Annotated in this window: 20 protein-coding genes and 3 tRNA genes; all 23 read right to left on the reverse strand. The window is 69.0% G+C overall.

What is annotated here, in order from left to right; all coding sequences use genetic code 11:
- Positions 1 to 227 precede the first annotated feature (227 nt).
- Positions 228 to 1,421 carry an elongation factor Tu gene (gene tuf, locus ACQPZK_RS27965; protein WP_433535764.1) on the reverse strand — a complete coding sequence of 398 codons (1,194 nt, stop codon included), beginning with the start codon at positions 1,419 to 1,421 and terminating at the stop codon, positions 228 to 230.
- A gap of 213 nt (positions 1,422 to 1,634) precedes the next feature.
- Positions 1,635 to 3,731: an elongation factor G gene (gene fusA, locus ACQPZK_RS27970; RefSeq protein ID WP_421473219.1), complete on the reverse strand. Its 2,097-nt coding sequence runs from the start codon at positions 3,729 to 3,731 to the stop codon at positions 1,635 to 1,637.
- Positions 3,732 to 3,807: 76 nt separating this feature from the next.
- Entirely contained in the window at positions 3,808 to 4,278 is a 471-nt protein-coding gene (gene rpsG / locus ACQPZK_RS27975; protein ID WP_007465317.1) for a 30S ribosomal protein S7, read from the reverse strand.
- Between the two features lies 1 nt (position 4,279).
- Positions 4,280 to 4,654: a 30S ribosomal protein S12 gene (gene rpsL, locus ACQPZK_RS27980; protein WP_007465318.1), complete on the reverse strand. Its 375-nt coding sequence runs from the start codon at positions 4,652 to 4,654 to the stop codon at positions 4,280 to 4,282.
- Positions 4,655 to 5,153: 499 nt separating this feature from the next.
- Positions 5,154 to 5,525: a hypothetical protein gene (locus tag ACQPZK_RS27985; RefSeq protein ID WP_433535765.1), complete on the reverse strand. Its 372-nt coding sequence runs from the start codon at positions 5,523 to 5,525 to the stop codon at positions 5,154 to 5,156.
- A gap of 842 nt (positions 5,526 to 6,367) precedes the next feature.
- Complete coding sequence (locus ACQPZK_RS27990; RefSeq protein ID WP_433535766.1) at positions 6,368 to 6,736, reverse strand: hypothetical protein; 369 nt, start codon at positions 6,734 to 6,736, stop codon at positions 6,368 to 6,370.
- A gap of 93 nt (positions 6,737 to 6,829) precedes the next feature.
- The gene (locus ACQPZK_RS27995; RefSeq protein WP_422736968.1) at positions 6,830 to 10,717 is read right to left on the reverse strand and encodes a DNA-directed RNA polymerase subunit beta'; all 3,888 of its coding nucleotides are present in this window, start codon (positions 10,715 to 10,717) and stop codon (positions 6,830 to 6,832) included.
- Between the two features lie 78 nt (positions 10,718 to 10,795).
- Positions 10,796 to 14,227: a DNA-directed RNA polymerase subunit beta gene (locus ACQPZK_RS28000; protein ID WP_421473223.1), complete on the reverse strand. Its 3,432-nt coding sequence runs from the start codon at positions 14,225 to 14,227 to the stop codon at positions 10,796 to 10,798.
- A 572-nt stretch (positions 14,228 to 14,799) separates the two neighbouring features.
- A complete protein-coding gene (rplL, locus tag ACQPZK_RS28005; protein WP_355242181.1) occupies positions 14,800 to 15,186 on the reverse strand; it encodes a 50S ribosomal protein L7/L12 in 387 nt (128 codons plus the stop codon).
- 54 nt (positions 15,187 to 15,240) lie between these two features.
- Positions 15,241 to 15,786: a 50S ribosomal protein L10 gene (gene rplJ / locus ACQPZK_RS28010; protein ID WP_433535767.1), complete on the reverse strand. Its 546-nt coding sequence runs from the start codon at positions 15,784 to 15,786 to the stop codon at positions 15,241 to 15,243.
- 338 nt (positions 15,787 to 16,124) lie between these two features.
- Positions 16,125 to 16,814, reverse strand: coding sequence for a hypothetical protein (locus ACQPZK_RS28015; RefSeq protein WP_433535768.1), 690 nt, complete (start codon positions 16,812 to 16,814; stop codon positions 16,125 to 16,127).
- A complete protein-coding gene (locus tag ACQPZK_RS28020) occupies positions 16,811 to 17,677 on the reverse strand; it encodes an ABC transporter ATP-binding protein (protein WP_433535769.1) in 867 nt (288 codons plus the stop codon). Before ACQPZK_RS28020 ends, ACQPZK_RS28015 begins: the two co-directional genes overlap by 4 nt.
- Positions 17,678 to 17,758: 81 nt before the next feature.
- Entirely contained in the window at positions 17,759 to 18,475 is a 717-nt protein-coding gene (rplA, locus tag ACQPZK_RS28025; protein ID WP_433535770.1) for a 50S ribosomal protein L1, read from the reverse strand.
- Between the two features lie 79 nt (positions 18,476 to 18,554).
- Positions 18,555 to 18,986: a 50S ribosomal protein L11 gene (gene rplK, locus ACQPZK_RS28030; protein WP_433535771.1), complete on the reverse strand. Its 432-nt coding sequence runs from the start codon at positions 18,984 to 18,986 to the stop codon at positions 18,555 to 18,557.
- Positions 18,987 to 19,175: 189 nt separating this feature from the next.
- On the reverse strand, positions 19,176 to 19,898 hold the full coding sequence (gene nusG / locus ACQPZK_RS28035) for a transcription termination/antitermination protein NusG (RefSeq protein WP_433535772.1): 723 nt from the start codon (positions 19,896 to 19,898) through the stop codon (positions 19,176 to 19,178).
- A 39-nt stretch (positions 19,899 to 19,937) separates the two neighbouring features.
- A complete protein-coding gene (gene secE, locus ACQPZK_RS28040; protein WP_433535773.1) occupies positions 19,938 to 20,333 on the reverse strand; it encodes a preprotein translocase subunit SecE in 396 nt (131 codons plus the stop codon).
- 213 nt (positions 20,334 to 20,546) lie between these two features.
- Positions 20,547 to 20,619 (reverse strand) — tRNA-Trp (locus ACQPZK_RS28045).
- A gap of 290 nt (positions 20,620 to 20,909) precedes the next feature.
- Positions 20,910 to 21,302, reverse strand: coding sequence for a MaoC family dehydratase (locus tag ACQPZK_RS28050; RefSeq protein ID WP_433535774.1), 393 nt, complete (start codon positions 21,300 to 21,302; stop codon positions 20,910 to 20,912).
- Position 21,303: 1 nt separating this feature from the next.
- Positions 21,304 to 21,750, reverse strand: coding sequence for an FAS1-like dehydratase domain-containing protein (locus tag ACQPZK_RS28055; protein ID WP_433535775.1), 447 nt, complete (start codon positions 21,748 to 21,750; stop codon positions 21,304 to 21,306).
- 125 nt (positions 21,751 to 21,875) lie between these two features.
- Positions 21,876 to 22,043, reverse strand: a complete 168-nt coding sequence (gene rpmG, locus ACQPZK_RS28060; protein WP_007073056.1) for a 50S ribosomal protein L33 — start codon at positions 22,041 to 22,043, stop codon at positions 21,876 to 21,878.
- Positions 22,044 to 22,175: 132 nt separating this feature from the next.
- Positions 22,176 to 22,248: transfer RNA gene (locus tag ACQPZK_RS28065), tRNA-Met, on the reverse strand.
- A 24-nt stretch (positions 22,249 to 22,272) separates the two neighbouring features.
- Positions 22,273 to 22,345, reverse strand: a tRNA-Thr gene (locus ACQPZK_RS28070).
- Between the two features lie 92 nt (positions 22,346 to 22,437).
- Complete coding sequence (locus tag ACQPZK_RS28075; protein WP_433535776.1) at positions 22,438 to 24,966, reverse strand: putative bifunctional diguanylate cyclase/phosphodiesterase; 2,529 nt, start codon at positions 24,964 to 24,966, stop codon at positions 22,438 to 22,440.
- Between the last annotated feature and the right edge of the window lie 4 nt (positions 24,967 to 24,970).

Here is a 24,970-nt window from a genome sequence, read left to right on the forward strand (position 1 = left end):
GGTTCCGGAGTGGTGCTGACCGCGCGGTGGGTCAAGGCGCCGATCGCACTACCGCGACCTGAACGCCGTGCGAGGGTGGTTGGCGACTGGGCCGCCAACCACCCTACGCTCGACTGTCTCGTCACCCGGAGGTTCAGCGAAAGCCGAACACAGGCGACGAACTGTCGTTACGCAACCTGACTAGTATGCCGCACGACCGGCGGCGGGTCTAATCGGGGTTACCCAGGTCACTTCTGGATCTTGGTGACGAACCCGGCGCCGACGGTGCGGCCACCCTCGCGGATCGCGAACTTGAGGTTCTCCTCCATGGCGATGGGCTGGATCAGCTTCACCGACATGGTGGTGTTGTCACCCGGCATGACCATCTCGGTGCCCTCGGGGAGGGTGACGACACCGGTGACGTCCGTGGTCCGGAAGTAGAACTGCGGGCGGTAGTTCTGGAAGAACGGGGTGTGCCGGCCGCCCTCCTCCTTGGAGAGGATGTAGACCGTCGCCTCGAACTCCGTGTGCGGGGTCGTGGTGCCCGGCTTGACGACCACCATGCCGCGCTCGACGTCCTCGCGCTTGATGCCACGCAGCAGCAGACCGACGTTCTCACCCGCGCGGGCCTCGTCGAGCAGCTTGCGGAACATCTCGATACCGGTGCAGACCGTCTTCTGCGACTTCTCGCGGATACCGACGATCTCCACCTCCTCGTTCGGCTTGAGGATGCCGCGCTCGGCGCGACCGGTGACGACGGTGCCACGACCGGTGATCGTGAAGACGTCCTCGATGGGCATGAGGAACGGCTTCTCGGTCTCGCGCTCCGGCTGCGGGATCGCGGTGTCGACCGCGGTCATCAGGTCCAGGAGCTTGCCGGTCCACTCGGGGTCACCCTCGAGGGCCTTCAGCGCCGAGACCCGGACGACCGGCAGGTCGTCACCCGGGTACTCCTGCGAGGAGAGCAGCTCACGGACCTCGAGCTCGACGAGCTCCAGGAGCTCCTCGTCGTCGACCATGTCGCTCTTGTTGAGCGCCACGACGATGTACGGCACGCCAACCTGACGCGCGAGCAGCACGTGCTCACGGGTCTGCGGCATCGGGCCGTCGGTCGCCGCGACCACCAGGATCGCGCCGTCCATCTGCGCGGCACCGGTGATCATGTTCTTGATGTAGTCCGCGTGGCCGGGGCAGTCCACGTGCGCGTAGTGCCGCGCCTCGGTCTGGTACTCGACGTGCGCGATCGAGATCGTGATGCCGCGGGCCTTCTCCTCCGGCGCCTTGTCGATCTCGTCGAACGGCGTGTACGGGTTCAGGTCCGGGTACTGGTCGTGCAGGACCTTGGTGATGGCCGCCGTCAGCGTCGTCTTACCGTGGTCGATGTGACCAATGGTGCCGATGTTGACGTGCGGCTTAGTCCGCTCGAACTTCGCCTTCGCCACTGGTGTCCTCCTGTGGACTTCTTGGTTCGTACGCCCGGCGCGCCGGTCGGCGCTTAGGACTCTGTCGACAGCCTTTCCGGCCTGGCGGCCGGAGAGCTTTTGTGGGTTCTGCGGCGATGAAGCCTACAGGCCCGGTCTCACGCGATCCGATCGTGGTGGCCGCGGGCGGGTTGAGTCACCCGCGACCGACCACGAATCACCTGCTCGCGGCAGTTACTCGCCCGTCGCCTTCGCGATGATCTCCTTCGCGACGCTCTGCGGAACCTCGGCGTAGGAGTCGAACTGCATGCTGTAGCTAGCCCGGCCCTGGGTCTTCGACCGCAGGTCGCCGACGTAGCCGAACATCTCCGACAACGGCACCAGAGCCCTCACGATGCGGGCGCCGCTGCGCTCCTCCATCGCCTGGATGATGCCGCGGCGGGAGTTGAGGTCGCCGATGACGTCACCCATGTTCTCCTCAGGAGTGGTGACCTCAACGGCCATCATCGGCTCGAGCAGCGCGGGGTCGGCCTTGCGGGCCGCCTCCTTCATCACCATCGAGCCGGCGATCTTGAATGCCATTTCCGAGGAGTCGACCTCGTGGTACTGGCCGTCCAGCAGCGTCAGCTTGACACCGACGAGCGGGAAGCCCGCCAGGATGCCGTACTGCATGGCGTCCTGGGCACCGGCGTCGACCGACGGGATGAACTCCCGCGGGATGCGACCACCGGTGACGGCGTTGGCGAACTCGTAGGTCGGCGAGTCGTTGTCCAGCGGCAGCGGCTCGACGCTCACGATGACGCGGGCGTACTGGCCGGAACCACCGGTCTGCTTCTTGTGGGTGTACTCGATCTTCTCCACCTTGCGGCGGATCGTCTCGCGGTACGCCACCTGCGGCTTACCGATGTTCGCCTCGACGTTGAACTCGCGGCGCATCCGGTCGACCAGGATGTCCAGGTGCAGCTCGCCCATGCCGGCGATGACCGTCTGACCGGTCTCCTCGTCCAGCTTGACGCGGAAGGTCGGGTCCTCCTCGGCCAGCCGCTGGATGGCGGTGCTGAGCTTCTCCTGGTCGGCCTTGGTCTTCGGCTCGATGGCGACCTCGATGACCGGCTCCGGGAAGGTCATCGACTCCAGGATGACCGGGTTCGCCGGGTCGCACAGCGTGTCGCCGGTGGTGGTCTGCTTGAGACCCTGCACCGCGATGATGTCGCCAGCCTGGGCCGAGCTGCGCTCTTCCCGCTTGTTGGCGTGCATCTGGTAGATCTTGCCGATGCGCTCCTTGCGGTCCTTGGTGGAGTTGACCACCTGGGTGCCGGTCTCGACCACGCCGGAGTAGACCCGGACGTAGGTCAGCTTGCCAAGGTGCTTGTCGGTCTGGATCTTGAACGCCAGGCCGGAGAAGGGCTCGGACTTCGACGGCTTGCGCAGCATCGGCGTCTCGCCGTCGGTGGCCGTGCCCTCGATCGCCGGAACGTCCAGCGGCGACGGCAGGAAGTCGACCACGGCGTCGAGCATGGGCTGGACGCCCTTGTTCTTGAACGCCGAGCCGCACAGCACCGGGTTGGCCTTGCCGGCGATGGTGGCACGCCGGATGGCGGCCTTGATCTCCTCGACGGAGACCTCCTCGCCCTCCAGGTACTTCTCCATCACCGAGTCGTCGACGTCGGCGAGGGTCTCCATCAGCTTCTCGCGCCACTCGGCCGCGGAGTCGGCCAGCTCGGCCGGGATCTCCTCGATCGCGTAGTCCTCACCCTTCTGGGTCTCCCCGCGCCAGGTGAGGGCGCGCATGCCGATCAGGTCGACGACACCGATGTGGTCGCCCTCGAGCCCGATCGGGATCTGGAGCACCAGCGGGGTGGCGTTCAGCCGGTCGATCATCATCTGCACGCAGCGGAAGAAGTCGGCGCCGGTCCGGTCGAGCTTGTTGACGAAGCACATCCGCGGGACGTTGTACTTGTCGGCCTGCCGCCAGACGTTCTCCGTCTGCGGCTCCACGCCGGCGACACCGTCGTAGACCGCGACCGCACCATCCAGGACACGCAACGACCGCTCGACCTCGACCGTGAAGTCGACGTGGCCAGGCGTGTCGATGATCTGGATCGTGTGGCCCTTCCACTCACACTTGGTGGCAGCGGAGGTGATGGTGATACCACGCTCCTGCTCCTGCTCCATCCAGTCCATGACGGCGGCGCCCTCGTGGACCTCACCGATCTTGTACGTGATGCCGGTGTAGAACAGGATTCGCTCGGTGGTCGTGGTCTTACCGGCATCGATGTGCGCCATGATGCCGATGTTGCGTACGTTGGCGAGCGCGTCTGCGGCGGCCACTTCAATCCCTACTTATCGTCGTCTCGACTCAACTGGTGGCGGTTCCGGCGCCCGGTGGGCGCCGGAACCTCAGGTGTTACCAGCGGTAGTGCGCGAAGGCCTTGTTGGACTCGGCCATCTTGTGCGTGTCCTCGCGCCGCTTGACGGCGGCACCGAGGCCGTTGCTCGCGTCCAGCAGCTCGTTCATCAGCCGCTCGACCATGGTCTTCTCGCGACGGGCGCGGGAGTAGGTGACCAGCCAGCGCAGGCCCAGCGTGGTCGCCCGGGTGGGGCGAACCTCGACCGGCACCTGGTAGGTGGCGCCACCGACACGACGGCTGCGCACCTCGAGGGTCGGCTTGACGTTGTCCATCGCCCGCTTGAGGGTGACGACCGGGTCGGTGCCGGACTTCTCGCGGCAGCCCTCGAGGGCCGCGTACACGATCGACTCGGCGAGCTGACGCTTGCCGCGCAGCAGGATCTTGTTCACCAGCTGGGTGACCAGCGGCGAGTTGTACACCGGGTCAGCGACCAGCGGCCGCCGCGGAGCGGGTCCCTTACGCGGCATGTCAGCTCTTCTCCTTCTTCGCGCCGTAACGGCTGCGCGCCTGCTTGCGGTTGCGGACACCCTGGGTGTCCAGCGAGCCGCGGACGATCTTGTAACGCACGCCGGGGAGGTCCTTCACACGACCGCCACGCACGAGCACGATCGAGTGCTCCTGCAGGTTGTGGCCGACACCCGGGATGTAGGCGGTTACCTCGATCTGGCTGCTGAGCTTGACACGAGCGACCTTGCGCAGCGCCGAGTTCGGCTTCTTCGGGGTGGTGGTGTACACGCGGGTGCACACGCCGCGCCGCTGGGGAGACCCCTTGAGCGCAGGGGTCTTGGTCTTGGTCGTCTTGGCCTGACGGCCCTTTCGGACCAGCTGCTGAATGGTGGGCACCGGGTTTCTCCGCTCCCTTCGGCCGCTTTCCGCGGCCGCGCCGTCTGCTCGTTAGCCAGCCTGCTGACCGGCTCTCCTACATTCCGACCAGGGTCACCTTGCGGCGGCCCCGGCACCCGCGGTCGGGCGTGTCGCCCAACTCACGGTCCCGGTGCGGACGCTGTCGCGGGCGTACCGGGTTTCTGTCCCCGGCACGCGGATCGCCCCGCTCCGGATCTTTGGCTTGTCGTGCCGCCGTCCGGATTCCGGAACCAGCGCACGCACGAGTCGCCCGGGCACGCCCGGGCGCAAGGGGAAAGAGTACCTACCACAGCCGCCCAGGTCAAAACGGAATGGGTCGGCGAACGTCTCACACTCACCGGCCGGATCGCGTCCCGCCTCGGCACCCGCGATGGGCACCTACGAACACAAGTGTACCGGCTTCCCCGCCGAAGCACCCGTCGCCCCCGGGCAGGCCCCCACGCATCACCTGAGCCACGCCTACGTCCCGGCGCGCCTGTCACGTCAGACTGATCAGCAACCCCAGCCCCAGACCCAACAGGCTCAGCAGGGCACCCGCCGCGCCGCAGCTGACACCGGCCACCGCGAGCCCTCGACCGGTGAACCGCACCGCCGACGGCGCGGCCGGCCGGCGGATCTGTCGCTGGGCCAGCAGACCGGTGCCGACCGCCGCCAACCCCGCCAGCACCCCCAGCACCGCGAACGCGCCGGAGACCCACACTCCTCCGCGGGTCGCGAAGGCCACACCGACGCAGATCACCAACAGCGAGACCAGGATCGACGCGATACCGGCCACCAGCGATCCGGTCGCCAGCCCGGCGGTCACCGGCGGCACGTCCAGGTGCACCACGCCGAACGGCGTACCGGGCACCGGTTCGACCCGCTTCGGCGGCCTCCGCTGGTCATCGGTGGGCGGCGGCACCGGCCGCGGGGCAGGCGTACCCCAGGCGGGAAAGTGCCCCGGCGCCGGCTGCCCCCAGCCGGGCGGTCCCGCCGAGGGCTGCCCCCAGCCGGGCGGTCCCGACGGTGGGTGGCCCCAGCCGGCCGGCGTGCCGGGCCCGGACGGCGGCTGGCCCCACCCGTGCGGCGCGGAAGGCCCCGGCGGTGGTTGGGCCCAGCCGTACGGCACGGGCGTACCGGAGGCCGGATGGGACTGCTGGTGACCGGGCGGGAAGACCCCGCCCCACTCGGCCGTGGGCGGACCCCACGCGGGCGAGGGTGGCGGGCCCCAGCCCGCCGGCGACGGCGCACCCGCACCGGGGCCGCCGGTCGTCGGGGTCGACTGCCCACCCGCCTGGGGTTGCGCCCACTCACTCCGCGCCGGGGGCACCGGCCCGAAGTCCGTGACCGGTGCGGACGAGGCCGCCGGCACGGTCGTACCGGTGTCCGGGGCGGAGGCAGGCGATTCAGCGCCCGGGGACGACTCTGCGCCCGGAATCGGGCCGGAGGTGGCCTCAACAGCTCGTCCCGAGGGAGCCGCGCCCGAAACCGGCGCGGAGGAATCCACACCGGGAGTCGCGTCCGGAGCCGGCGAGCCGGAAGTCGCGCCCGAAGCCGGCGCGTCAGGATGCCCGGCTGGTTCATCCGCCGGGGGCCGCGCCGGTTCCGTCACGAGGTCCTCCTGTCGACAGGGCCGCCAGCGCGCGCGGCGGACACCGGCCAGGCTACCGCCGGAGGCGGCGCCATCCGCGCCGGGCGCGGTCGCCGGTCGGATCAGTCCATGTTCGCCGGGTAGTCGTGCCCGAGCGGCGTGCCGGCCAGCCGGACCACGCCGATCACCACGACGACGACCACGCTGACCGCGACCAGCACCAGGCCGGTCCAGGCCATCCGCTCCCCTCGCCGCAGCCAGACACTCCCGGTCAGAAAACCCCCCGAGGCGTACGCCTCCCGGCGCGCCTGCCGGGCCAGCTGGAGCGCCACCGTCGCCGGCACCACCCCGCCGATGAACAGCCCGGTCAGCATGCCGAGCAACCCCAGCGCGAAGACCGCCCGCGCCTTGGTGGCACGGGCCGGATCCGGATCGAGCGGGTGGCGCGGGTCCGAAGAGGCGACGGACACCTGCCCGGATGCGGTCGTCATGCCTCCATCATGCCCAACCCGGTCCGCTCGCAGGGCGGTCCGGAAACGACGAGGCCCCCGGCGGATGCCGGGGGCCTCGTCGTTGTCTGGTGCTTAGCGGTACGACCCGAAGTCGAAGTCGTCCAGCGGCACAGCCTGCCCGCTGGCCGGCCCGAAACCGTAGTCGGTCTCCGGGTAACCGGTCATCGAGTAGACCTTGGCCTTGGCCTCCTCGGTCGGCTCGACCCGGACGTTGCGGTACTTGCTGATGCCCGTACCGGCCGGGATGAGCTTACCGATGATCACGTTCTCCTTGAGGCCGACCAGCGAGTCGCTGCGCGAGTTGATCGCAGCGTCGGTCAGCACCCGCGTGGTCTCCTGGAAGGAGGCCGCGGAGAGCCAGGAGTCGGTGGCCAGCGAGGCCTTGGTGATACCCATCAGCACCGGGCGGCCGGCGGCGGGCTCGCCACCCTCCGACACGAGCCGGCGGTTCTCCGACTCGAACAGCGCCCGGTCGACGAGCACACCCGGCAGGAACTCGGTCGAGCCGGAGTCGATGACCGTCACCCGCTTGAGCATCTGGCGGATGATGATCTCGATGTGCTTGTCGTGGATGAGCACGCCCTGCGAGCGGTAGACCTCCTGGACCTCCTGGGTCAGGTGGACCTGGACCGCGCGCGGACCGAGGATGCGCAGCAGCTCGTGCGGGTCGATGGTGCCCTCGGTGAGCTTCTCGCCGACCTCGACGTGACCGCCGTCGTGGGTACGGAGCTTGACCCGCTTCGAGATCTTGTCGTAGACGATCTCGTCGCTGCCGTCGTCCGGCACCACGATGATCTTCCGCGAGCGCTCGCCGTCCTCGATGCGGATCCGGCCGGGGGTGTCGGCGATGGGCGCCTTACCCTTCGGAACCCGGGCCTCGAAGATTTCCTGCACACGCGGCAGACCCTGGGTGATGTCCTCACCCGCGACACCACCGGTGTGGAAGGTACGCATCGTCAGCTGCGTACCCGGCTCACCGATGGACTGGGCGGCGATGATGCCGACGGCCTCACCGATGTCGACCGACTTGCCGGTCGGCAGCGAACGGCCGTAGCAGGCCGCGCAGACGCCCAGCTTCGACTCGCAGGTGAGCACGCTGCGCACCCGGACCGTCTCCACGCCGGCGGCGACGATCTTGTCGACCCCGATGGAGTTGATGTCCTGGCCGCGCTCGGCCACCACGGTGCCGTCCGGCCCCTTGATGTCGTCGGCCAGCGTACGGGCGTGCACGCTGGTCTCCGCGTGGGTGTGGACGACGAGCTTGCCGTCCAGACGCTCGCCGATCTGCATCGGGATCGCCCGGTCGGTGCCGCAGTCCTCCTCGCGGATGATGACGTCCTGGGAGACGTCCACCAGACGACGGGTCAGGTAACCCGAGTCGGCGGTCCGCAGCGCGGTGTCGGCGAGACCCTTACGGGCACCGTGCGTGGAGATGAAGTACTCCAGCACGGACAGACCCTCCCGGTAGCTGGCCTTGATCGGCCGCGGGATGATCTCGCCCTTCGGGTTGGCCACCAGACCACGGATCGCCGCGATCTGCCGGAGCTGAAGCAGGTTACCGCGAGCACCCGAGTTGATCATCTTCCACAGTGGGTTCTCCTGCGGCAGCGCGGTGTCCATCTCCTTGGCGACCTCGTTGGTCGCCTTGGTCCAGATCTCGATGAGTTCGCCGCGACGCTCCTCGGCGGTCATCAGACCACGCTGGTACTGCTTGTCGATCCGGTCGGCTTCCTTCTCGTACTTCGCCAGGATCTCCGCCTTGCGCGGCGGTGCGATGACGTCCTCCATGCCGATCGTCACGCCGGACCAGGTGGCCCAGTGGAAGCCGGCCTCCTTGAGCCCGTCCAGGGTGGCGGCCAGCGCCACCTTGGGGAAGCGCTCGGCGAGGTCGTTGACGATCGCGGAGAGCTGACCCTTGCGGATCTCGTAGTTCACGAAGCGGTAGCCCTGCGGCAGCGTCTCGTTGAACAGCACCCGACCGAGGGTGGTCTCCACGGTCAGCGGCTCACCCTCGACCCAGCCCTCCGGGGCGGTCCACGGCTCGGCGCCGGCGCCGTTGTCGACACCGATCACGTCGCGCAGGCGGATCTTCACCGGCGCCTGCAGGTGCAGCTCGCCGTTGTCGAACGCCATCCGCGCCTCGGCGTCCGAGCTGAACGCCCGGCCCTCGCCCTTCTCACCGGCGGTGAGGTGGGTGAGGTGGTACAGGCCGATGACCATGTCCTGGGTGGGCATGGTGACCGGCTTGCCGTCGGCCGGCTTGAGGATGTTGTTCGACGACAGCATCAGGATCCGCGCCTCGGCCTGGGCCTCGGCGGACAGCGGCACGTGCACCGCCATCTGGTCACCGTCGAAGTCGGCGTTGAACGCGGTGCAGACCAGCGGGTGGATCTGGATGGCCTTGCCCTCGACCAGCTGCGGCTCGAACGCCTGGATGCCCAGACGGTGCAGGGTGGGCGCCCGGTTGAGCAGCACCGGGTGCTCGCCGATGACCTCTTCCAGCACGTCCCACACGACCGGGCGCTGACGCTCGACCATCCGCTTGGCGGACTTGATGTTCTGCGCGTGGTTGAGGTCGACCAGCCGCTTCATGACGAACGGCTTGAACAGCTCCAGGGCCATCTGCTTGGGCAGACCGCACTGGTGCAGCTTGAGCTTCGGGCCGACCACGATGACCGAACGGCCGGAGTAGTCGACGCGCTTGCCCAGCAGGTTCTGGCGGAACCGGCCCTGCTTGCCCTTGAGCATGTCGGACAGCGACTTGAGCGGACGGTTACCCGGACCGGTGACCGGCCGGCCACGACGGCCGTTGTCGAACAGCGCGTCGACGGCCTCCTGGAGCATCCGCTTCTCGTTGTTGACGATGATCTCGGGCGCGCCGAGGTCGATCAGCCGCTTGAGGCGGTTGTTCCGGTTGATCACGCGGCGGTACAGGTCGTTGAGGTCCGAGGTCGCGAACCGACCACCGTCGAGCTGCACCATCGGGCGCAGGTCCGGCGGGATGACCGGGACGCAGTCCAGCACCATGCCGAGCGGCGAGTTGCGGGTGTTCAGGAACGCCGCCACGACCTTGAGCCGCTTGAGCGCCCGGATCTTCCGCTGGCCCTTGCCGGACCGGATGGTCTCGCGCAGGCTCTCGGCCTCGGCGTCGAGGTCCATGTTCTGGACCAGCGCCTTGATGGCCTCGGCGCCCATCGAGCCGGTGAAGTACTCACCGAACCGGTCGCGCAGCTCGCGGTAGAGCAGCTCGTCGGTGACCAGCTGCTTCGGCTCCAGCTTGCGGAAGGTGTCCAGCACCTCGTCCAGGCGGTCGATCTCGCGCTGGGCCCGGTCGCGGATCTGGCGCATCTCGCGCTCTCCGCCCTCCTTGACCTTGCGCCGGACGTCCGCCTTGGCACCCTCGGCCTCCAGCTCGGCCAGGTCGGCCTCGAGCTTGGCGGCCCGCTTCTCGATCTCCGAGTCGCGGCTGTTCTCGGACTGCCGCTTCTCGGCCAGGATCTCGTTCTCGATCGTCGAGAGGTCACGGTGACGCGACTCCGCGTCCACGCTCGTCACGACGTACGAGGCGAAGTAGATGATCTTCTCGAGGTCCTTGGGGGCGAGGTCCAGCAGGTAGCCCAGCCGGCTCGGGACGCCCTTGAAGTACCAGATGTGGGTCACCGGAGCGGCGAGCTCGATGTGCCCCATCCGCTCACGACGGACCTTGGAGCGGGTCACCTCGACGCCGCAGCGCTCGCAGATGATGCCCTTGAACCGGACGCGCTTGTACTTACCGCAGTAGCACTCCCAGTCCCGCTGCGGACCGAAGATCTTCTCGCAGAAGAGCCCGTCCTTCTCCGGCTTCAGGGTGCGGTAGTTGATGGTCTCAGGCTTCTTGACCTCGCCGTGCGACCACTGACGGATGTCGTCGGCCGTGGCGAGACCAATGCGCAGCTCGTCGAAGAAGTTGACGTCGAGCACTATGTCCCCTATGTCGTCGTCTTTACAGCTAGATCACGGGCGGGGGTCGGGGGCCCGGAGGCCCCCGACCCGCACCACTTACACCTCTTCGACCGAGCTCGGCTCGCGCCGGGACAGGTCGATGCCCAGCTCCTCCGCGGCCCGGAACACCTCGTCGTCGGTCTCGCGCATCTCCAGGGCCACACCGTCGCTGGACAGCACCTCAACGTTGAGGCACAGCGACTGCAGCTCCTTGAGCAGCACCTTGAACGACTCCGGGATGCCCGGCTCCGGGATGTTCTCGCCCTTGACGATGGCCTCGTAGACCTTCACCCGGCCGAGCACGTCGTCGGACTTGATCGTGAGAAGCTCCTGCAGGGCGTACGCGGCGCCGTACGCCTGCATCGCCCAGCACTCCATCTCACCGAAGCGCTGACCACCGAACTGCGCCTTACCACCCAGCGGCTGCTGCGTGATCATCGAGTACGGGCCGGTCGACCGAGCGTGGATCTTGTCGTCGACCAGGTGGTTGAGCTTCAGGATGTAGACGTAGCCGACCGCGATCGGGTCCGGCAGAGGCTCACCGGAACGACCGTCGAACAGCTGCGCCTTACCCGTGCGCCCGATCAGCTGCTTGCCGTCCCGGTTGGGCAGGGTCGACTCGAGCAGACCGGAGATCTCCTCCTCGCGCGCACCGTCGAAGACCGGAGTGGCCACGTTGGTGTCGGGCTCGGACTCGTGCGCGTCGATCGAGCGAAGCTGGCGCTTCCACTCGGCGTCGTCGCCGTCCACACTCCAGCCGGTCTTGGCCACCCACCCGAGGTGGGTCTCCAGGACCTGGCCGATGTTCATCCGGGACGGCACACCCAGCGGGTTGAGCACGATGTCGACCGGGGTGCCGTCCTCCAGGAACGGCATGTCCTCGATCGGCAGGATCTTCGAGATGACGCCCTTGTTGCCGTGCCGGCCGGCGAGCTTGTCACCGTCCTGGATCTTGCGCTTCTGGGCGACGTAGACCCGGACCAGCTCGTTGACGCCCGGCGGCAGCTCGTCGCCGTCCTCGCGGGAGAACGTGCGCACACCGATGACCGTGCCGGTCTCGCCGTGCGGCACCTTCAGCGAGGTGTCCCGAACCTCACGCGCCTTCTCACCGAAGATCGCGCGGAGCAGCCGCTCCTCCGGGGTCAGCTCGGTCTCACCCTTGGGCGTGACCTTGCCGACCAGGATGTCGCCGGGAACGACCTCGGCGCCGATCCGGATGATGCCGCGCTCGTCGAGGTCGGCGAGCATTTCCTCGCTGACGTTCGGGATGTCGCGGGTGATCTCCTCCGGGCCGAGCTTGGTGTCCCGGGCGTCGACCTCGTGCTCCTCGATGTGGATCGAGGTGAGCACGTCCTGCTGCACGAGGCGCTGCGACAGGATGATCGCGTCCTCGTAGTTGTGCCCCTCCCAGGTCATGAAGGCCACGAGCAGGTTGCGCCCGAGTGCCATCTCGCCCTCGTCGGTGCACGGACCGTCGGCGATGACCTGACCGGCCTCGACGCGGTCGCCCTCGAAGACCACCGGCTTCTGGTTGACGCAGGAGCCGGCGTTCGAGCGACGGAACTTGTGCAGCAGGTACGTCCGGCGGTGACCGTCGTCCTGGTGGATGGTGACGTAGTCGGCGCAGAGATCCTCGATCACACCGCCGACCTCGGCGACCACCACGTCGCCCGCGTCGACCGCGGCCCGGTACTCCATGCCCGTACCCACGAGCGGCGCCTCGGCCTTGACCAGCGGCACCGCCTGGCGCTGCATGTTCGCGCCCATCAGTGCCCGGTTGGCGTCGTCGTGCTCGAGGAACGGGATCATGGCGGTCGCGACCGAGGTCATCTGCCGCGGCGAGACGTCCATGTAGTCGACGGCGCCCGGCGCCACGTCCTCGGTCTCGCCGCCCTTACGACGGACGAGGACCCGGTCCTCGGCGAACGTCCCGTCGGCCCGCAGCGGCGCGTTGGCCTGCGCCTTGACGAACCGGTCCTCCTCGTCCGCGGTCAGGTAGTCGATCTGGTCGGTGACCCGACCCTCGACGACCTTCCGGTACGGCGTCTCGATGAAGCCGAACGGGTTGACCCGGGCGAAGGTGGACAGGGCGCCGATCAGGCCGATGTTCGGGCCTTCCGGCGTCTCGATCGGGCACATCCGGCCGTAGTGGGACGGGTGCACGTCACGGACCTCGAAGCCGGCCCGCTCCCGGGACAGACCGCCCGGGCCGAGCGCGCTCAGCCGACGCCGGTGGGTCAGGCCCGCCAGCGGGTTGGTCTGGTCCATGAACTGGGACAGCTGCGACGTACCGAAGAACTCCTTGATCGCCGCCACCACCGGGCGGATGTTGATCAGGGTCTGCGGCGTGATCGCCTCGACGTCCTGCGTGGTCATCCGCTCGCGGACGACCCGCTCCATGCGGGAGAGGCCGACCCGAACCTGGTTCTGGATCAGCTCACCCACGGTGCGCAGGCGCCGGTTGCCGAAGTGGTCGATGTCGTCGGCCTCGTAGCCCTCCTCACCGGCGTGCAGCCGGCAGAGGTACTCGACGGTGGCGACGATGTCGTCCTCGGTGAGCGTGCCGGTGGTGATCGGCACGTCCACTTCGAGCTTCTTGTTGAACTTGTAGCGCCCGACCTTGGCGACGTCGTACCTCTTCGGGTTGAAGAAGAGGTTGTCGAGCAGGGTCTGGGCGTTCTCGCGCGTCGGCGGCTCGCCAGGGCGGAGCTTGCGGTAGATGTCTAGCAGGGCCTCATCCTGGCCGGCGATGTGGTCCTTCTCGAGCGTGGTCATCATCAGCTCGGACCAGCCGAACCGCTCACGGATCCGCTCGGCCGACCATCCGATGGCCTTGAGCAGGACCGTGACGGCCTGCCGGCGCTTGCGGTCGATGCGTACGCCGACCGTGTCGCGCTTGTCGATGTCGAACTCCAGCCAGGCACCCCGGCTCGGGATGACCTTGACGCTGGAGAGGTCGCGGTCGGAGGTCTTGTCCGGCTGCTTGTCGAAGTAGACGCCCGGGGACCGGACGAGCTGGCTGACCACGACGCGCTCGGTGCCGTTGATGACGAAGGTGCCCTTGGGCGTCATCATCGGGAAGTCACCCATGAACACCGTCTGGCTCTTGATCTCGCCAGTGGTGTTGTTGGTGAACTCCGCGGTCACGAAGAGCGGAGCGCAGTAGGTCAGGTCCTTCTCCTTGCACTCCTCGATCGAGGCCTTGACCTCGTCGAAGCGCGGCGCCGAGAAGGAGAGCGACATGGTGCCGGAGAAGTCCTCAATGGGACTGATCTCTTCAAGGATCTCCGCGAGACCCGAGCGTGCGTGCGGGTCGTCCGCCGACCGGCCCTGCCAAGCCTCGTTGCCGACGAGCCAGTCGAAGGACTCGTTCTGGATGGCAAGGAGGTTGGGGACCTCGAGGTGTTCGGTGATCCTGCCGAATGAAACTCGGCGGGGAGCGAATGCGCTCGACGTACGACTGGTCTTCGCAGGGCGGGAAGCTGCCAAGATGCGTCCTTCCGAGGACCGGTGCTGCAGAACGGCTGGTACGCGTGCACTCCAATGACCCCACCAGAATTATCCGTAAACGGACATTTCCGAGCAGGGGTCAAGTCGGAAGGCAGCGCAAACTAGCAGTGTAGCCGAGAGGCTAACCGCTGTCCAGCCCACCCCGCAGGTCGTTTGCGGAACGCGCCTCGGCCCCCGTTTCACCGGGGTCAGCCGGGCCGCTCGGAACGCAACTCCCCACTGGGCCGCTCGGGTAACCGCGACCGATGGTGCCGTCGCTGTCATTACCCACATCGTGGCCGTCGCAAGCGCGGTGTCTTGCTGCTGTCAGGGTGCCTGGCAGGCCGGGGCCGCGTCAAGGGCCGGTATCCGGGTCGTCGGTTCTTTCCCACCTGAGGGCGATCCGGGCACCCGTGCGGGTGGTCCGTCACCGAGCCATTACTGCCCAGCTCAGGACCGTTGTCGCCCGGTCCGCGAAACACGGCGGGCGGTGATCCGTGTCGGATCACCGCCCGCCGCGACGCGATCGTGTCCCAGCTCACCGAGCCGGGTACGCGCAGGTGGAGCTCAGGTCACTTGAGGGTGACCTTGGCGCCCTCACCCTCGAGCTTGGCCTTCGCCTTCTCGGCGGTCTCCTTGTTGACCTTCTCCAGGATGGCCTTCGGCGCGGACTCGACCGCGTCCTTGGCCTCCTTGAGGCCCAGGCCGGTCAGCTCACGCACGACCTTGATGACCTGGATCTTCTTGCCGCCGTCAGCCTCGAGGATGACGTCGAACTCGTCCTTCTCCTCCTCGACCGGAGCCGCGGTGGCACCGCCGCCGCCACCCTGGGCGATCGCGACCGGAGCCGCGGCGGTGACCTCGAAGGTGTCCTCGAACTGCTTCACGAACTCGGAGAGCTCGATCAGCGTCATCTCCTTGAACGCGTCGAGCAGCTCGTCGGTGCTGAGCTTCGCCATGTCTGGCGTCCTTTCCTGAATCTGTTAAGTAAGAACTGGTGCGCCGGGAGGGCCTCAGGCCGCCTCGGCGCCCTCCTTCTCGCGCTTGTCCTGCAGGGCGGCCGCCAGACGGGCGGTCTTCGCCAGCGGGGCCTGGAACAGGGCCGCGGCCTTGCTCAGGTTGCCCTTCATCGCGCCGGCCAGCTTGGCCAGCAGCACCTCGCGGGACTCCAGGTCGGCGAGCTTCGTGACCTCGGCCGCGGAAATGGCCTTGCCCTCGAAGACACCGCCCTTGATGACGAGCTTCGGGTTGGCCTTCGCGAAGTCGCGAAGCCCCTTCGCCGCCTCGACGACGTCGCCCGAAACGAAAGTCAGCGCGGTAGGACCGGTGAACAGCTCGTCGAGGCCGGTGATGCCCGCGTCCGTCGCGGCACGCTTCGCCAGCGTGTTCTTCGCGACCGTGTAGCTGGTCTCGGCACCGAGCGAGCGCCGCAGCTGGGTGAGCTGGGAAACCGTCAGACCGCGGTACTCGGTCAGCACGGTGGCGCCCGCGCTGCGGAAGCTCTCGGTCAGCTCAGCGACGGCCGTGGCCTTGTCGGCTCGGATCGGCTTGTCCGCCATGTCCCTCCTCTCTCGTTACTCGAGGCTGGTCCCCGACACGGCCGAAGCCGGAGCGGGGGCGGAGGCAACACGACAACGAAAAGCCCCGGGCGCAGGGCGCACGGGGCGAGGGCCGGCGGGAAGTCACGGTCGGCGGACCATGCTCACTGCCGAGTTACGCTTGCCGCCCTACGCGGGTCGCCCGTCGTCGCGGGACCTTCGACCGTGCCGAAGCACGGTGACCAGCGGTCTCTGGGTGGTTCCTCATCCATGACAACACGGATGACGTTTGAAGAGTACGCGCCCGCGCTCCCCGCGCCAAATCGCCCCCGGTGACCCGGGTCACGCCGCCGGACCGGTCAGCCCCGGGCCCGCCGCCGCCAGAGGTAGCCGGCGGTGACCGCCACGCTCCACGCCAGGGCCCAGGCCGTGAGCCCGAGCAGGGTCAGCGCGGCGGCGTCACCCGCGGTCGTCCGGGCGGTCGCCATGATCGGCGGTACCAGCCAGGGCGCGACCGATCCACGCAGGCCGAGCGCCACCGCGCCGACACCGCCGAGGGCCAGCACCGCGACGCCGTACGCGGCGCCGCCCACCGACGCCCGGCTGGCGAACGCGCCAAGAGCAACCGCCGCGGGTACGGCCAGCAGATGCGCCCACAACCCCAGCGCGATGCCGACCGGCACCGACCGGTCCCCCGGCTCGACCGGCCCGGTGACCCCGCCCACCAGCCACGGAAAGAGCAGCGCGACAGCCACCGCGACCAGCGCCGCCACGCCGGCCGCCAGGAGCCCGGCGAGACGCTCCCGGGCCACCCCGACGGTCACCTGGGCCAGCCGGCGCTGCACGTCCGGCTCGATGTCCAGCAGGATCTTGGTCTGCCAGGCGAGCACCGGGAAGAGCACCACGGCCGAGACCCCGTACGCCTCCGCCGGCTGGGACCGGCCGCCGCCGTAGAGCGTGCCGAGCACGACGAGCCCCGCGAGCAGGGGCGCCAACGCCCGCCCGGTACGCAGGAGACCCGCCAGCCGCATCCACACCAGCGCGCTCACCGGCCCTCCCCCGTGGTGGGCTCGACCATCTCGTCGGCTGATCCCGGCCGCGCCGTGGAGGCCGACGGGGTCGGCAGCGCCGTGGAGGGCGACGGGGTGGGCGGGAGCGCCTGGGGTGGGGCGGTGGAGTCGTCGGCGCGTACCCGAAGAATCTGGTGGCCCTCGGCCCGCAGGCGGGCGACGGCGCCGGCGACCCGCGCGGCCGGCACCGCGACCTCGACCACCGCGATGGCCTCCTCGTCGGTGGGCGCGGTCTCCTCGGTCAGCGAGCCGGCAGCCACCGACCAGCGGCGCGCGGCCGGCAACCGGACCGTCTCCCCCCGGTGGTCGCTGACCAGGACCGTGCCACCGTCGGTCAGCACCTCGTCGATAAGCTCGGGAACCAGCTCGCGGGTCGCGGCGTCCAGGCCCTCCCACGGCTCGTCGAGCACCAGCAGGCCCGGCGCCCGCAGCATGGCCTGGGCGAGGCCCACCTTCTGCGCGGTGCCCTTGGAGAGCTCCGCGAGCCGCACCGAGCGGAACGCGTCGAGCCCGAGCCGTTGCGTCCAGGTCGCCACCGCCTCGTCGGCGGCCGTGCGCCCCAGCCCGGCCGCGCGGGCCATGCCGGTCAGATAGCGGGACACGGTGAAGGGCTGGTCGGCCGGGAAGCGCTCCGGCACCCACCCCACCCGGGCCGGCCGGTCGACGACCCGACCCCGGGCCGGGCGCAGCACCCCGGCGGCCACCTGGAGCAGGGTGGACTTGCCCACCCCGTTGCGGCCCAGGACGACCGCGACCTCACCCGGGCCGATCCGCGCGTCCACGCCCCGCAGCACCCACGGACCCCGCCGGTGGTACCGCAACCAGACGTTCTCCAGCCGCATGCGGTCGAGCTTGCCACACCCGGAACGCGCCGGGGCGCCGCCACGATCGTGGCGGCGCCCCGGTACGAGCGGACGGTCGACTCAGGCGTCGGCCGAGTCCTCGGTCAGGTTCTTCACCAGGTTCGGGTCGACCGGAACGCCCGGGCCCATCGTGGTGGTGAGGATGACCTTGCGGAGGTACTTGCCCTTGGCCGCGGACGGCTTGGCGCGCAGCACCTCGTCGAGCACCGCGGCGTAGTTGTCCACCAGCTGGCTCTCCGAGAAGGAGGCCTTGCCGATGATCAGGTGCAGGTTGGAGTGCTTGTCCACCCGGAAGGTGATCTTGCCGCCCTTGATGTCCTGCACCGCCTTGGTGACGTCCATGGTCACCGTGCCGGTCTTCGGGTTCGGCATGAGACCGCGCGGGCCCAGGATCCGCGCGATCCGGCCGATCTTGGCCATCTGGTCCGGCGTGGCGATCGCCGCGTCGAAGTCGAGCCAACCACCCTGGATGCGGGCGACCAGCTCGTCGGTGCCCACCTCGTCCGCACCCGCCGCGGTGGCCTCCTCGGCCTTCGCGCCGCTGGCGAAGACGATCACGCGGGCGGTCTTACCGGTGCCGTGCGGCAGGTTGACCACGCCGCGGACCATCTGGTCCGCCTTGCGGGGGTCGACGCCGAGGCGCATGGCGACCTCGACCGTGGCGTCGAACTTGACGTTGGTGGTCTCCTTGGCCAGCTTCACGGCCTCGGCGGGGGTGTAGAGCTTCGACCGGTCGATGACGTCGGCGGCCTTGCGGTAGCTCTTGCTGCGCTGCATTGCTGATTACTCCTGTGGTCTCTGGCGGGCCGCTCGGCGCGAGCCCTCCCACGATTCGGTCGTCGGCGGAAGCCGAACGTCAGTCGTTGACGGTGATGCCCATCGACCGGGCGGTGCCGGCGATGATCCGCTCGGCCTGGTCCAGGTCGTTGGCGTTGAGGTCGGCCATCTTCTTCTCGGCGATCTCCCGCACCTGGCTGCGGCTGACCGAGCCCACCTTGGTGGCCTGCGGAACGCCCGAGCCCTTCGGAACGCCGGCGGCCTTGAGCAGCAGCCGGGCGGCGGGCGGGGTCTTCAGCACGAAGGTGAAGGACCGGTCCTCGTACACGCTGATCTCGGCGGGGACGATGTCGCCCCGCTGGGACTCGGTCTGCGCGTTGTAGGACTTGCAGAACTCCATGATGTTCACGCCGTGCTGACCGAGCGCGGGGCCGACCGGCGGCGCCGGCGTGGCCTGGCCCGCCGGGAGCTGAAGCGTGAACGTCTTGACGAGCTTCTTCTTCGGAGGCATGTCACTTCCTGGGGCTTGGAGCTGGGAAAATGCGGCCGTCACCGCCGAGTCGGGGCGCGCACGGTCAGCGCGGTGCGACAGCGGCGACGTTCAAGAGTAGCGCAGGCCGCAGCCCGCTCGTCCGCCGAGGTCGAGCGGGAGGGCGTACGCCGACGTCGGCGGCGGGCCGGACCCGCCGCCGACGACCGATCAGATCTTGGCGACCTGGTTGAAGTTGAGCTCCACCGGGGTCTCCCGGCCGAAGATCGACACCAGCACCTTGAGCTTCTGCTGGTCGGCGTTGATCTCGCTGATCGTGGCCGGCAGCGAGGCGAACGCGCCGTCGGTGACGGTGACCGAGTCGCCGACCTCGAAGTCGAGGACCTTGATCTCCGGCTTCGCCTTCTTCTGCTCGGTCTCGACGGCCGGCGCCAGCCACTTCAGCACCTCGTCGAGCGACAGCGGCGCGGGCCGGTCGGCCCGGTCGGTCGCGCCGACGAAGCCGGTCACACCCGGGGTGTTGCGGACACACGAGTACGACTCGGCGGTCAGCTCCATCCGGACCAGGATGTAACCGGGGAAGACCTTGGCCTGGACCTGCGAACGCTTACCGTTCTTGACCTCGACCTCTTCCCGGGTCGGCACCTCGACCTGGTAGATGAAGTCCTCCATGTCGAGGCTCGTGATCCGGGTCTCGAGGTTGGTCTTCACCTTGTTCTCGTAACCGGCGTACGAGTGCACCACGTACCAGTCACCCGGCGCGTAACGCAGCTTCTGCCGCAGCTCGGCGACCGGGTCGTAGTCCTCGTCCGGCGCAGGCTCGGTGGTGGGGAACTCCGGCTCGCTGGCGGCCTCAACCGACTCGTCACCAGCCGCCGTCGCGACCGTGGACTGCTCGTCCACCTGTCCGGCGGTCTCGTCGTACTCAGGCACGCTCGCTCACTTCCGTCACTATCGGCTGGAGACAGCCGGTCAGTCCGAGTTGCCGAAGACGAACAACACGGCCTTGGCGAAGCCGTAGTCCAGCAGACCCACGATCGTCAGCATCACCGCGACGAACGTGACCACCACGGCGGTGTACGTCAGCAACTCCTTGCGGGTCGGCCAGATGACCTTACGCAGTTCGGCAACGACCTCGCGGAAAAACCGTGCGATGCGGCCGAACACGCCCACCCGACCGGTTTCCGACCTCGTGGTCGGCCGGCTGTCGGCCGATTCCGCCCGGGCGCGGGCCCGCGTCGCGGTGCCGCCCCGGGAGACCGGCTCGTCCGCGCCGGTGGCGTCGTCGTCGTCGGCTACGTCGTCAACGATCTCGTCGTCGAGACGATCGTCGCCGGCGTCCTCGCCGCGCCGCTTGTTGTCGGCCACTTCGCCCTCCGTCGCGGAATCTCGGGTCGCACGCCGGGCGGCGCACGCGGCGCTGGTCACGCCGGCCGGACCCAACCGTCCCGCGACGGGCCGCGGCCGGTGGTCCGACCGGGAGCCCCGATTGCCTCGGAACCACCCCGCCGGTACCACCACCACGGGCCGGACGCCGCCTTGTCGGCGGCGCGACCCACGGGAACGGTCAGGCCTGAGGCGCAGGGGTGACAGGACTTGAACCTGCAGCCTGCGGTTTTGGAGACCGCTGCTCTGCCAATTGAGCTACACCCCTGTGCGGCAACACTCGCCCCACGCGGTCACAGACGACCGAGCAGGGGTCACTTGCCCCACGGCGGACCAGTGTACGGGTAGGCGCCCGACTTTCCCAACCGGTCTCCCCACCACGCGTGGCGAAGCCGATTCAGCGCACCCTCCGGCCGCGTTGCAGCGTGCCGGCGGCTGCGATTCCGCGTGCTGCGTGGCTTTTGGCTCAGCGTGCCCTGCGGCTGCGATTCCGCGTGCCGCGTGGCTCTGCTTCCGCGTGCCGCGTGGCTCTGGCTCAGCGTGCCGTGCGGCTCTGGTTCAGCGTGCCGTGCGGATGACCGCGCGCGCCTGCGACAGCACCTTGTCGCCCAGGCAGGTCGCGGTCACGTCGAGCCGGGTGAGGCCGTCCTCGGTCACCTCGCGCACCCGCGCGGTCACCTCGATCTCGGTCCCCTCGTCGTCGTCGGGCACCACCACCGGCCGGGTGAACCGGACGCCGTACTCGACCACCGCGTCGGGCGTGCCGGCCCACTCGGTGACCGCCCGGCCGACCAGCGCCATGGTGAACATGCCGTGCGCGATGACGCCGGGCAGCCCCACCTTCGTGGCGACGCGGTCGCTCCAGTGGATCGGGTTGAAGTCACCCGAGGCGCCGGCGTAGCGGATCAGGTCCGCCCGGGTCACCCGGAACGTCTTGGTTGGCAGTTCCATCTCAGGCCTCTCCACGGATGACGTAACGGGCCCAGACGGCGACCACCGGCTCCCCGGCGACGGTGCTCACGTCCGTGCGGGTGGTGAGGAGGCCGTGCCCGCCCCGGTTGGTGACCTCTTCGATGGTGTTGGTGCAGACCAGCTCGTCGCCCGCGACCACCGGCCGGGTGTACGCGAACCGCTGGTCGCCGTGCACCAGCCGGCTGTAGTCGACGCCGAGGTCCGGGTCCTCGATGATCTGGCGGGTCGCGGCCATGGTGACGATCACCGGGAAGGTCGGCGGGGCGACCACGTCGGAGTGGCCCAGGGCCTGCGCCGCGGCCGGGTCGTGGTGAGCCGCGTCGGTGGCGCCGATGGCCGCGGCGAACTCACGGATCTTTTCTCGGCCCACCTGGTAGGGGGCGGTCGGCGGATACGTCCGGCCGACGAAGGAAGGGTCCAGGGACATGCCGCGAACCTACACGGAAAGCACAACCGCCGATCTGGTCGGCAGGCTGCGGCGGTGCCGCGCCCGACCGGTCAGATCGGCGGTTGGAAAGGCTTCGACGACGGCCGGCGTGTGCCGGCCGGCGGTCAGCGGGTCTCGCGGTGAACCGTGTGCCGGCCGTCGCGCGGGCAGAACTTCTTCAGCTCGATGCGGTCGGGGTCGTTCCGGCGGTTCTTGCGCGTGATGTAGTTGCGCTCCTTGCACTCCACACACGCCAAAGTGATCTTCGGCCGGACATCGGTAGCCTTCGCCACGGCGGAGTGCCTTCCTCGCTAACGGAAACAACTACGACGCGTCAGCCTAGACGCTGACTGCGCGGACATGCAAAGTGGGCGCCAGTGGCGCCCATCTCAACGACCACCGGGAACCAGCCCGGAAGACGAGAGTAGCGGTGGCCGGACTTGAACCGGCGACACAGCGATTATGAGCCGCTTGCTCTGCCATCTGAGCTACACCGCCGCGGTGGGTCCAGCTGAACCCTCGAGCCCCCTTACGGAATCGAACCGTAGACCTTCTCCTTACCATGGAGACGCTCTGCCGACTGAGCTAAGGGGGCCTGCGCAATCTCCCCGTGGGGCGCGCAGAAGTAGAATACACGGCAGGGGTCGGCAGGTGAAATCGGATCCCCGGTGGCCGTATATACCCAGGTCAGGGCACCACACGCAGGCGTGGGAGCTCTCCGCTGGAGATCGTCTCCGGGTCCACCTGAGCGCCGAACCAGGCGGCCAGTCGCTCGTACGGCAGCGGCCGGCTGAACAGGAAGCCCTGCCCGATCTCGCAGCCGATGTCCTGAAGAAGCTCCAGGGTCAGTTCGCTCTCGACTCCTTCGGCGACCACGGCCAGGCCGAACTGCTGGGAGAGCGTCACCACCGCGTTGACGATCGCCAGGTCCCCCGGGTCGGTGGCCATGCCCTGCACGAAGGAACGGTCCACCTTCACCTCGTGCACCGGCAGCCGGCGCAGGTGGGCCAACGACGAGTCACCGGTGCCGAAGTCGTCCACCGACAGCCGGACGCCGAGGTCGCGGAGTCGACGCAGCGTCGGGATGGGGCGGTCCGTGCCGTCCAGCACGCCCGACTCGGTGATCTCCAGGGTCAGGCGCTGCGCCGGCACCCCGTACTCGGTCAACAGCTCCTGCACCCGGACCGGGAAGTGCTGGTCGGTGAGCGTGCGGGCGGCGAGGTTCACGGCGATGGGCAACGGCTGGTCGGCCTCGGCCCAGTCCCGGCTGCGCCGCAGCCCTTCGCGGAGCACCACCTCGGTGAGCCGGCTCAACTGGCCGGTGTGCGCGGCCACCGCCACGAAGTCCTCGGGAGCGACGGTGCCGTGCGTCGGATGCTCCCAGCGGGCCAGGCACTCGACACCGACCAGACGCCGGTCCCGCAAGGTCACCTTGGGCTGGAAGTAGACCTCCAGCTCGTCCTGGTCCAACGCCTGGCGCAGGTCGCCGGCGAGACCCAACCGGCGCAACGACCGGGACTCCAGGCCCGGGTTGAACAACTGCACACTGCCCGGCACCGACTTGGCGGCGTTCGCCGCCAGGTCGACCCGGAGCAGCAGGGTCGCGGCATCGCTGCCATGATCCGGGTGTACGGCCACCCCGACGGCGGTGTTCACGTCGAGCGTGAGCGCGTCGAAGACCATCTCGTCACGGATCTGGTCGCGCAACTGCTCGGCCAGTTCGAGTGCCGCCTCGGCGCTCTCGCACCGGAGGGTCACCAGGAACTCGTCCCCGCTGGGCCGGCCGACCAGGGCCGAGGACGGCGCGCTGGCGCGGAGCCGGTTGGCGACCTCGACGAGGACCTTGTCACCGGCAGCATGGCCGAGGGACTCGTTGACCTGACGCAGCCCGTCGACGTCGAAGAGCAGCAGGGCCACCACCTCACCGGGTGCGCGGATCCGGACCGACTCCTCCAGAGCCTCGGTGACCCGTCGCCGGTTGGGAAGCCGGGTCAACGCGTCGTGGTAGGCGTCGTGCCGCAGGCGGTCGACCAGCCGGGAATTCTCCAGAGCCACCGCCGCGTGGGCGGCGACCGTCTCGAACAGCGGAATGTCGTTACGGACGAAGTAGTTGCTGTCGCCGAGCCGGTTCGCCACCTCGAGAGTGCCGATGATCACGTGACCGGACCGCAGGGGCAGCACGATGACGTCCTTGACGCGCTCGGCGGCCAACTCTCCCCGCAGCTCGGCGTCCGTGGTGATGCCGCGCCCGACCGCCACGACGCGACCCTCGTCCCGGGCCCGCTTCCGCAGGACGGACGGTGTCTTGGCGAAGTCGAGCAGGCCGGGATCGTCGTTCCGCGCGGTCAACAGGACCTCCGGATGCCGTCCCTGAGCCGGCAACCAGAGCGTCGCGTACTCCGCCTGCATCAACGCGCGTACCCGCCCCAGGAGCGCGTCCGCCAGAGTCCCGTCCTGGCCGCTCTCGGCCACCGCTCGACTCAGCTCGTACATGTCGGCGAGGGTGCGGTGCTGACGGAAGAACTGCGCGTACGCCCGGTAGACGATGGCCAACGCCGCGACGAGAGCGGCCAGCAGCAGCAGCGACCACCAGGTGACCGCGATCAGGACGAGGACGACCAGGCCGCTGGCGATGTTGATGGCGGCGGTGAGCAGCGCCGGCGGGGATCTCCGGAAGGTCTCCCAGCCCACCTGCCATCCCTGCAGGAGGGTGTGCACCCCGGCAACGGAGAGGATGCTCACCAGGTTGACCATGCTGGCGGCCACGAAGAGCGTCAGCCAGGTGCCCGGACCGACCCCGTGCACGGGTGGCAGTGCCTGCAACACCAGGACCGCCAGTGACGAGCCCGCAGCCGCGCGGGCGACGTTGAACCAGAACTTCGTCGCGCCGAAACGGTGCCGGAGGTGCGTGATGACGGCCGCGAGGGTGTAGATCAGGACCACGGTGAGTGGCCGGAGCAGGTAGAACGCCAGGACGAGCGGGATCTCGGTGAGGGTGACGCCGATCGCCTGACGCCGGACCGAGAAGTTCAGTACCGGAAGCCCTGCGGCGACCATGCCGACCAGCAGGGCGCCCGCGAGAGCCCAGTCGCCCACCGACTCCTGGGCAACCAGACCGACGACGGTGGAGCAGATGACAGCCAGGATCGCCATCGGCCCAGTGATGAACCAGGCACGTTCGTTGGAGCGGGGGCCCGTGCGGCCAGTACCCGCCATGCAA

Source organism: Micromonospora sp. CA-249363 (assembly GCF_050950185.1).
Classification (GTDB): domain Bacteria; phylum Actinomycetota; class Actinomycetes; order Mycobacteriales; family Micromonosporaceae; genus Micromonospora.

Coding starts and splice junctions, on each gene's coding strand:
- rpsG (WP_007465317.1), bottom strand. CDS start 4,278: ATGCCGCGTAAGGGACCCGCTCCGCGGCGGCCGCTGGTCGCTGACCCG.
- ACQPZK_RS27990 (WP_433535766.1), bottom strand. CDS start 6,736: ATGACGACCGCATCCGGGCAGGTGTCCGTCGCCTCTTCGGACCCGCGC.
- rplL (WP_355242181.1), bottom strand. CDS start 15,186: ATGGCGAAGCTCAGCACCGACGAGCTGCTCGACGCGTTCAAGGAGATG.
- rplJ (WP_433535767.1), bottom strand. CDS start 15,786: ATGGCGGACAAGCCGATCCGAGCCGACAAGGCCACGGCCGTCGCTGAG.
- ACQPZK_RS28020 (WP_433535769.1), bottom strand. CDS start 17,677: ATGCGGCTGGAGAACGTCTGGTTGCGGTACCACCGGCGGGGTCCGTGG.
- rplA (WP_433535770.1), bottom strand. CDS start 18,475: ATGCAGCGCAGCAAGAGCTACCGCAAGGCCGCCGACGTCATCGACCGG.
- rplK (WP_433535771.1), bottom strand. CDS start 18,986: ATGCCTCCGAAGAAGAAGCTCGTCAAGACGTTCACGCTTCAGCTCCCG.
- ACQPZK_RS28050 (WP_433535774.1), bottom strand. CDS start 21,302: ATGGAACTGCCAACCAAGACGTTCCGGGTGACCCGGGCGGACCTGATC.
- ACQPZK_RS28055 (WP_433535775.1), bottom strand. CDS start 21,750: ATGTCCCTGGACCCTTCCTTCGTCGGCCGGACGTATCCGCCGACCGCC.
- ACQPZK_RS28075 (WP_433535776.1), bottom strand. CDS start 24,966: ATGGCGGGTACTGGCCGCACGGGCCCCCGCTCCAACGAACGTGCCTGG.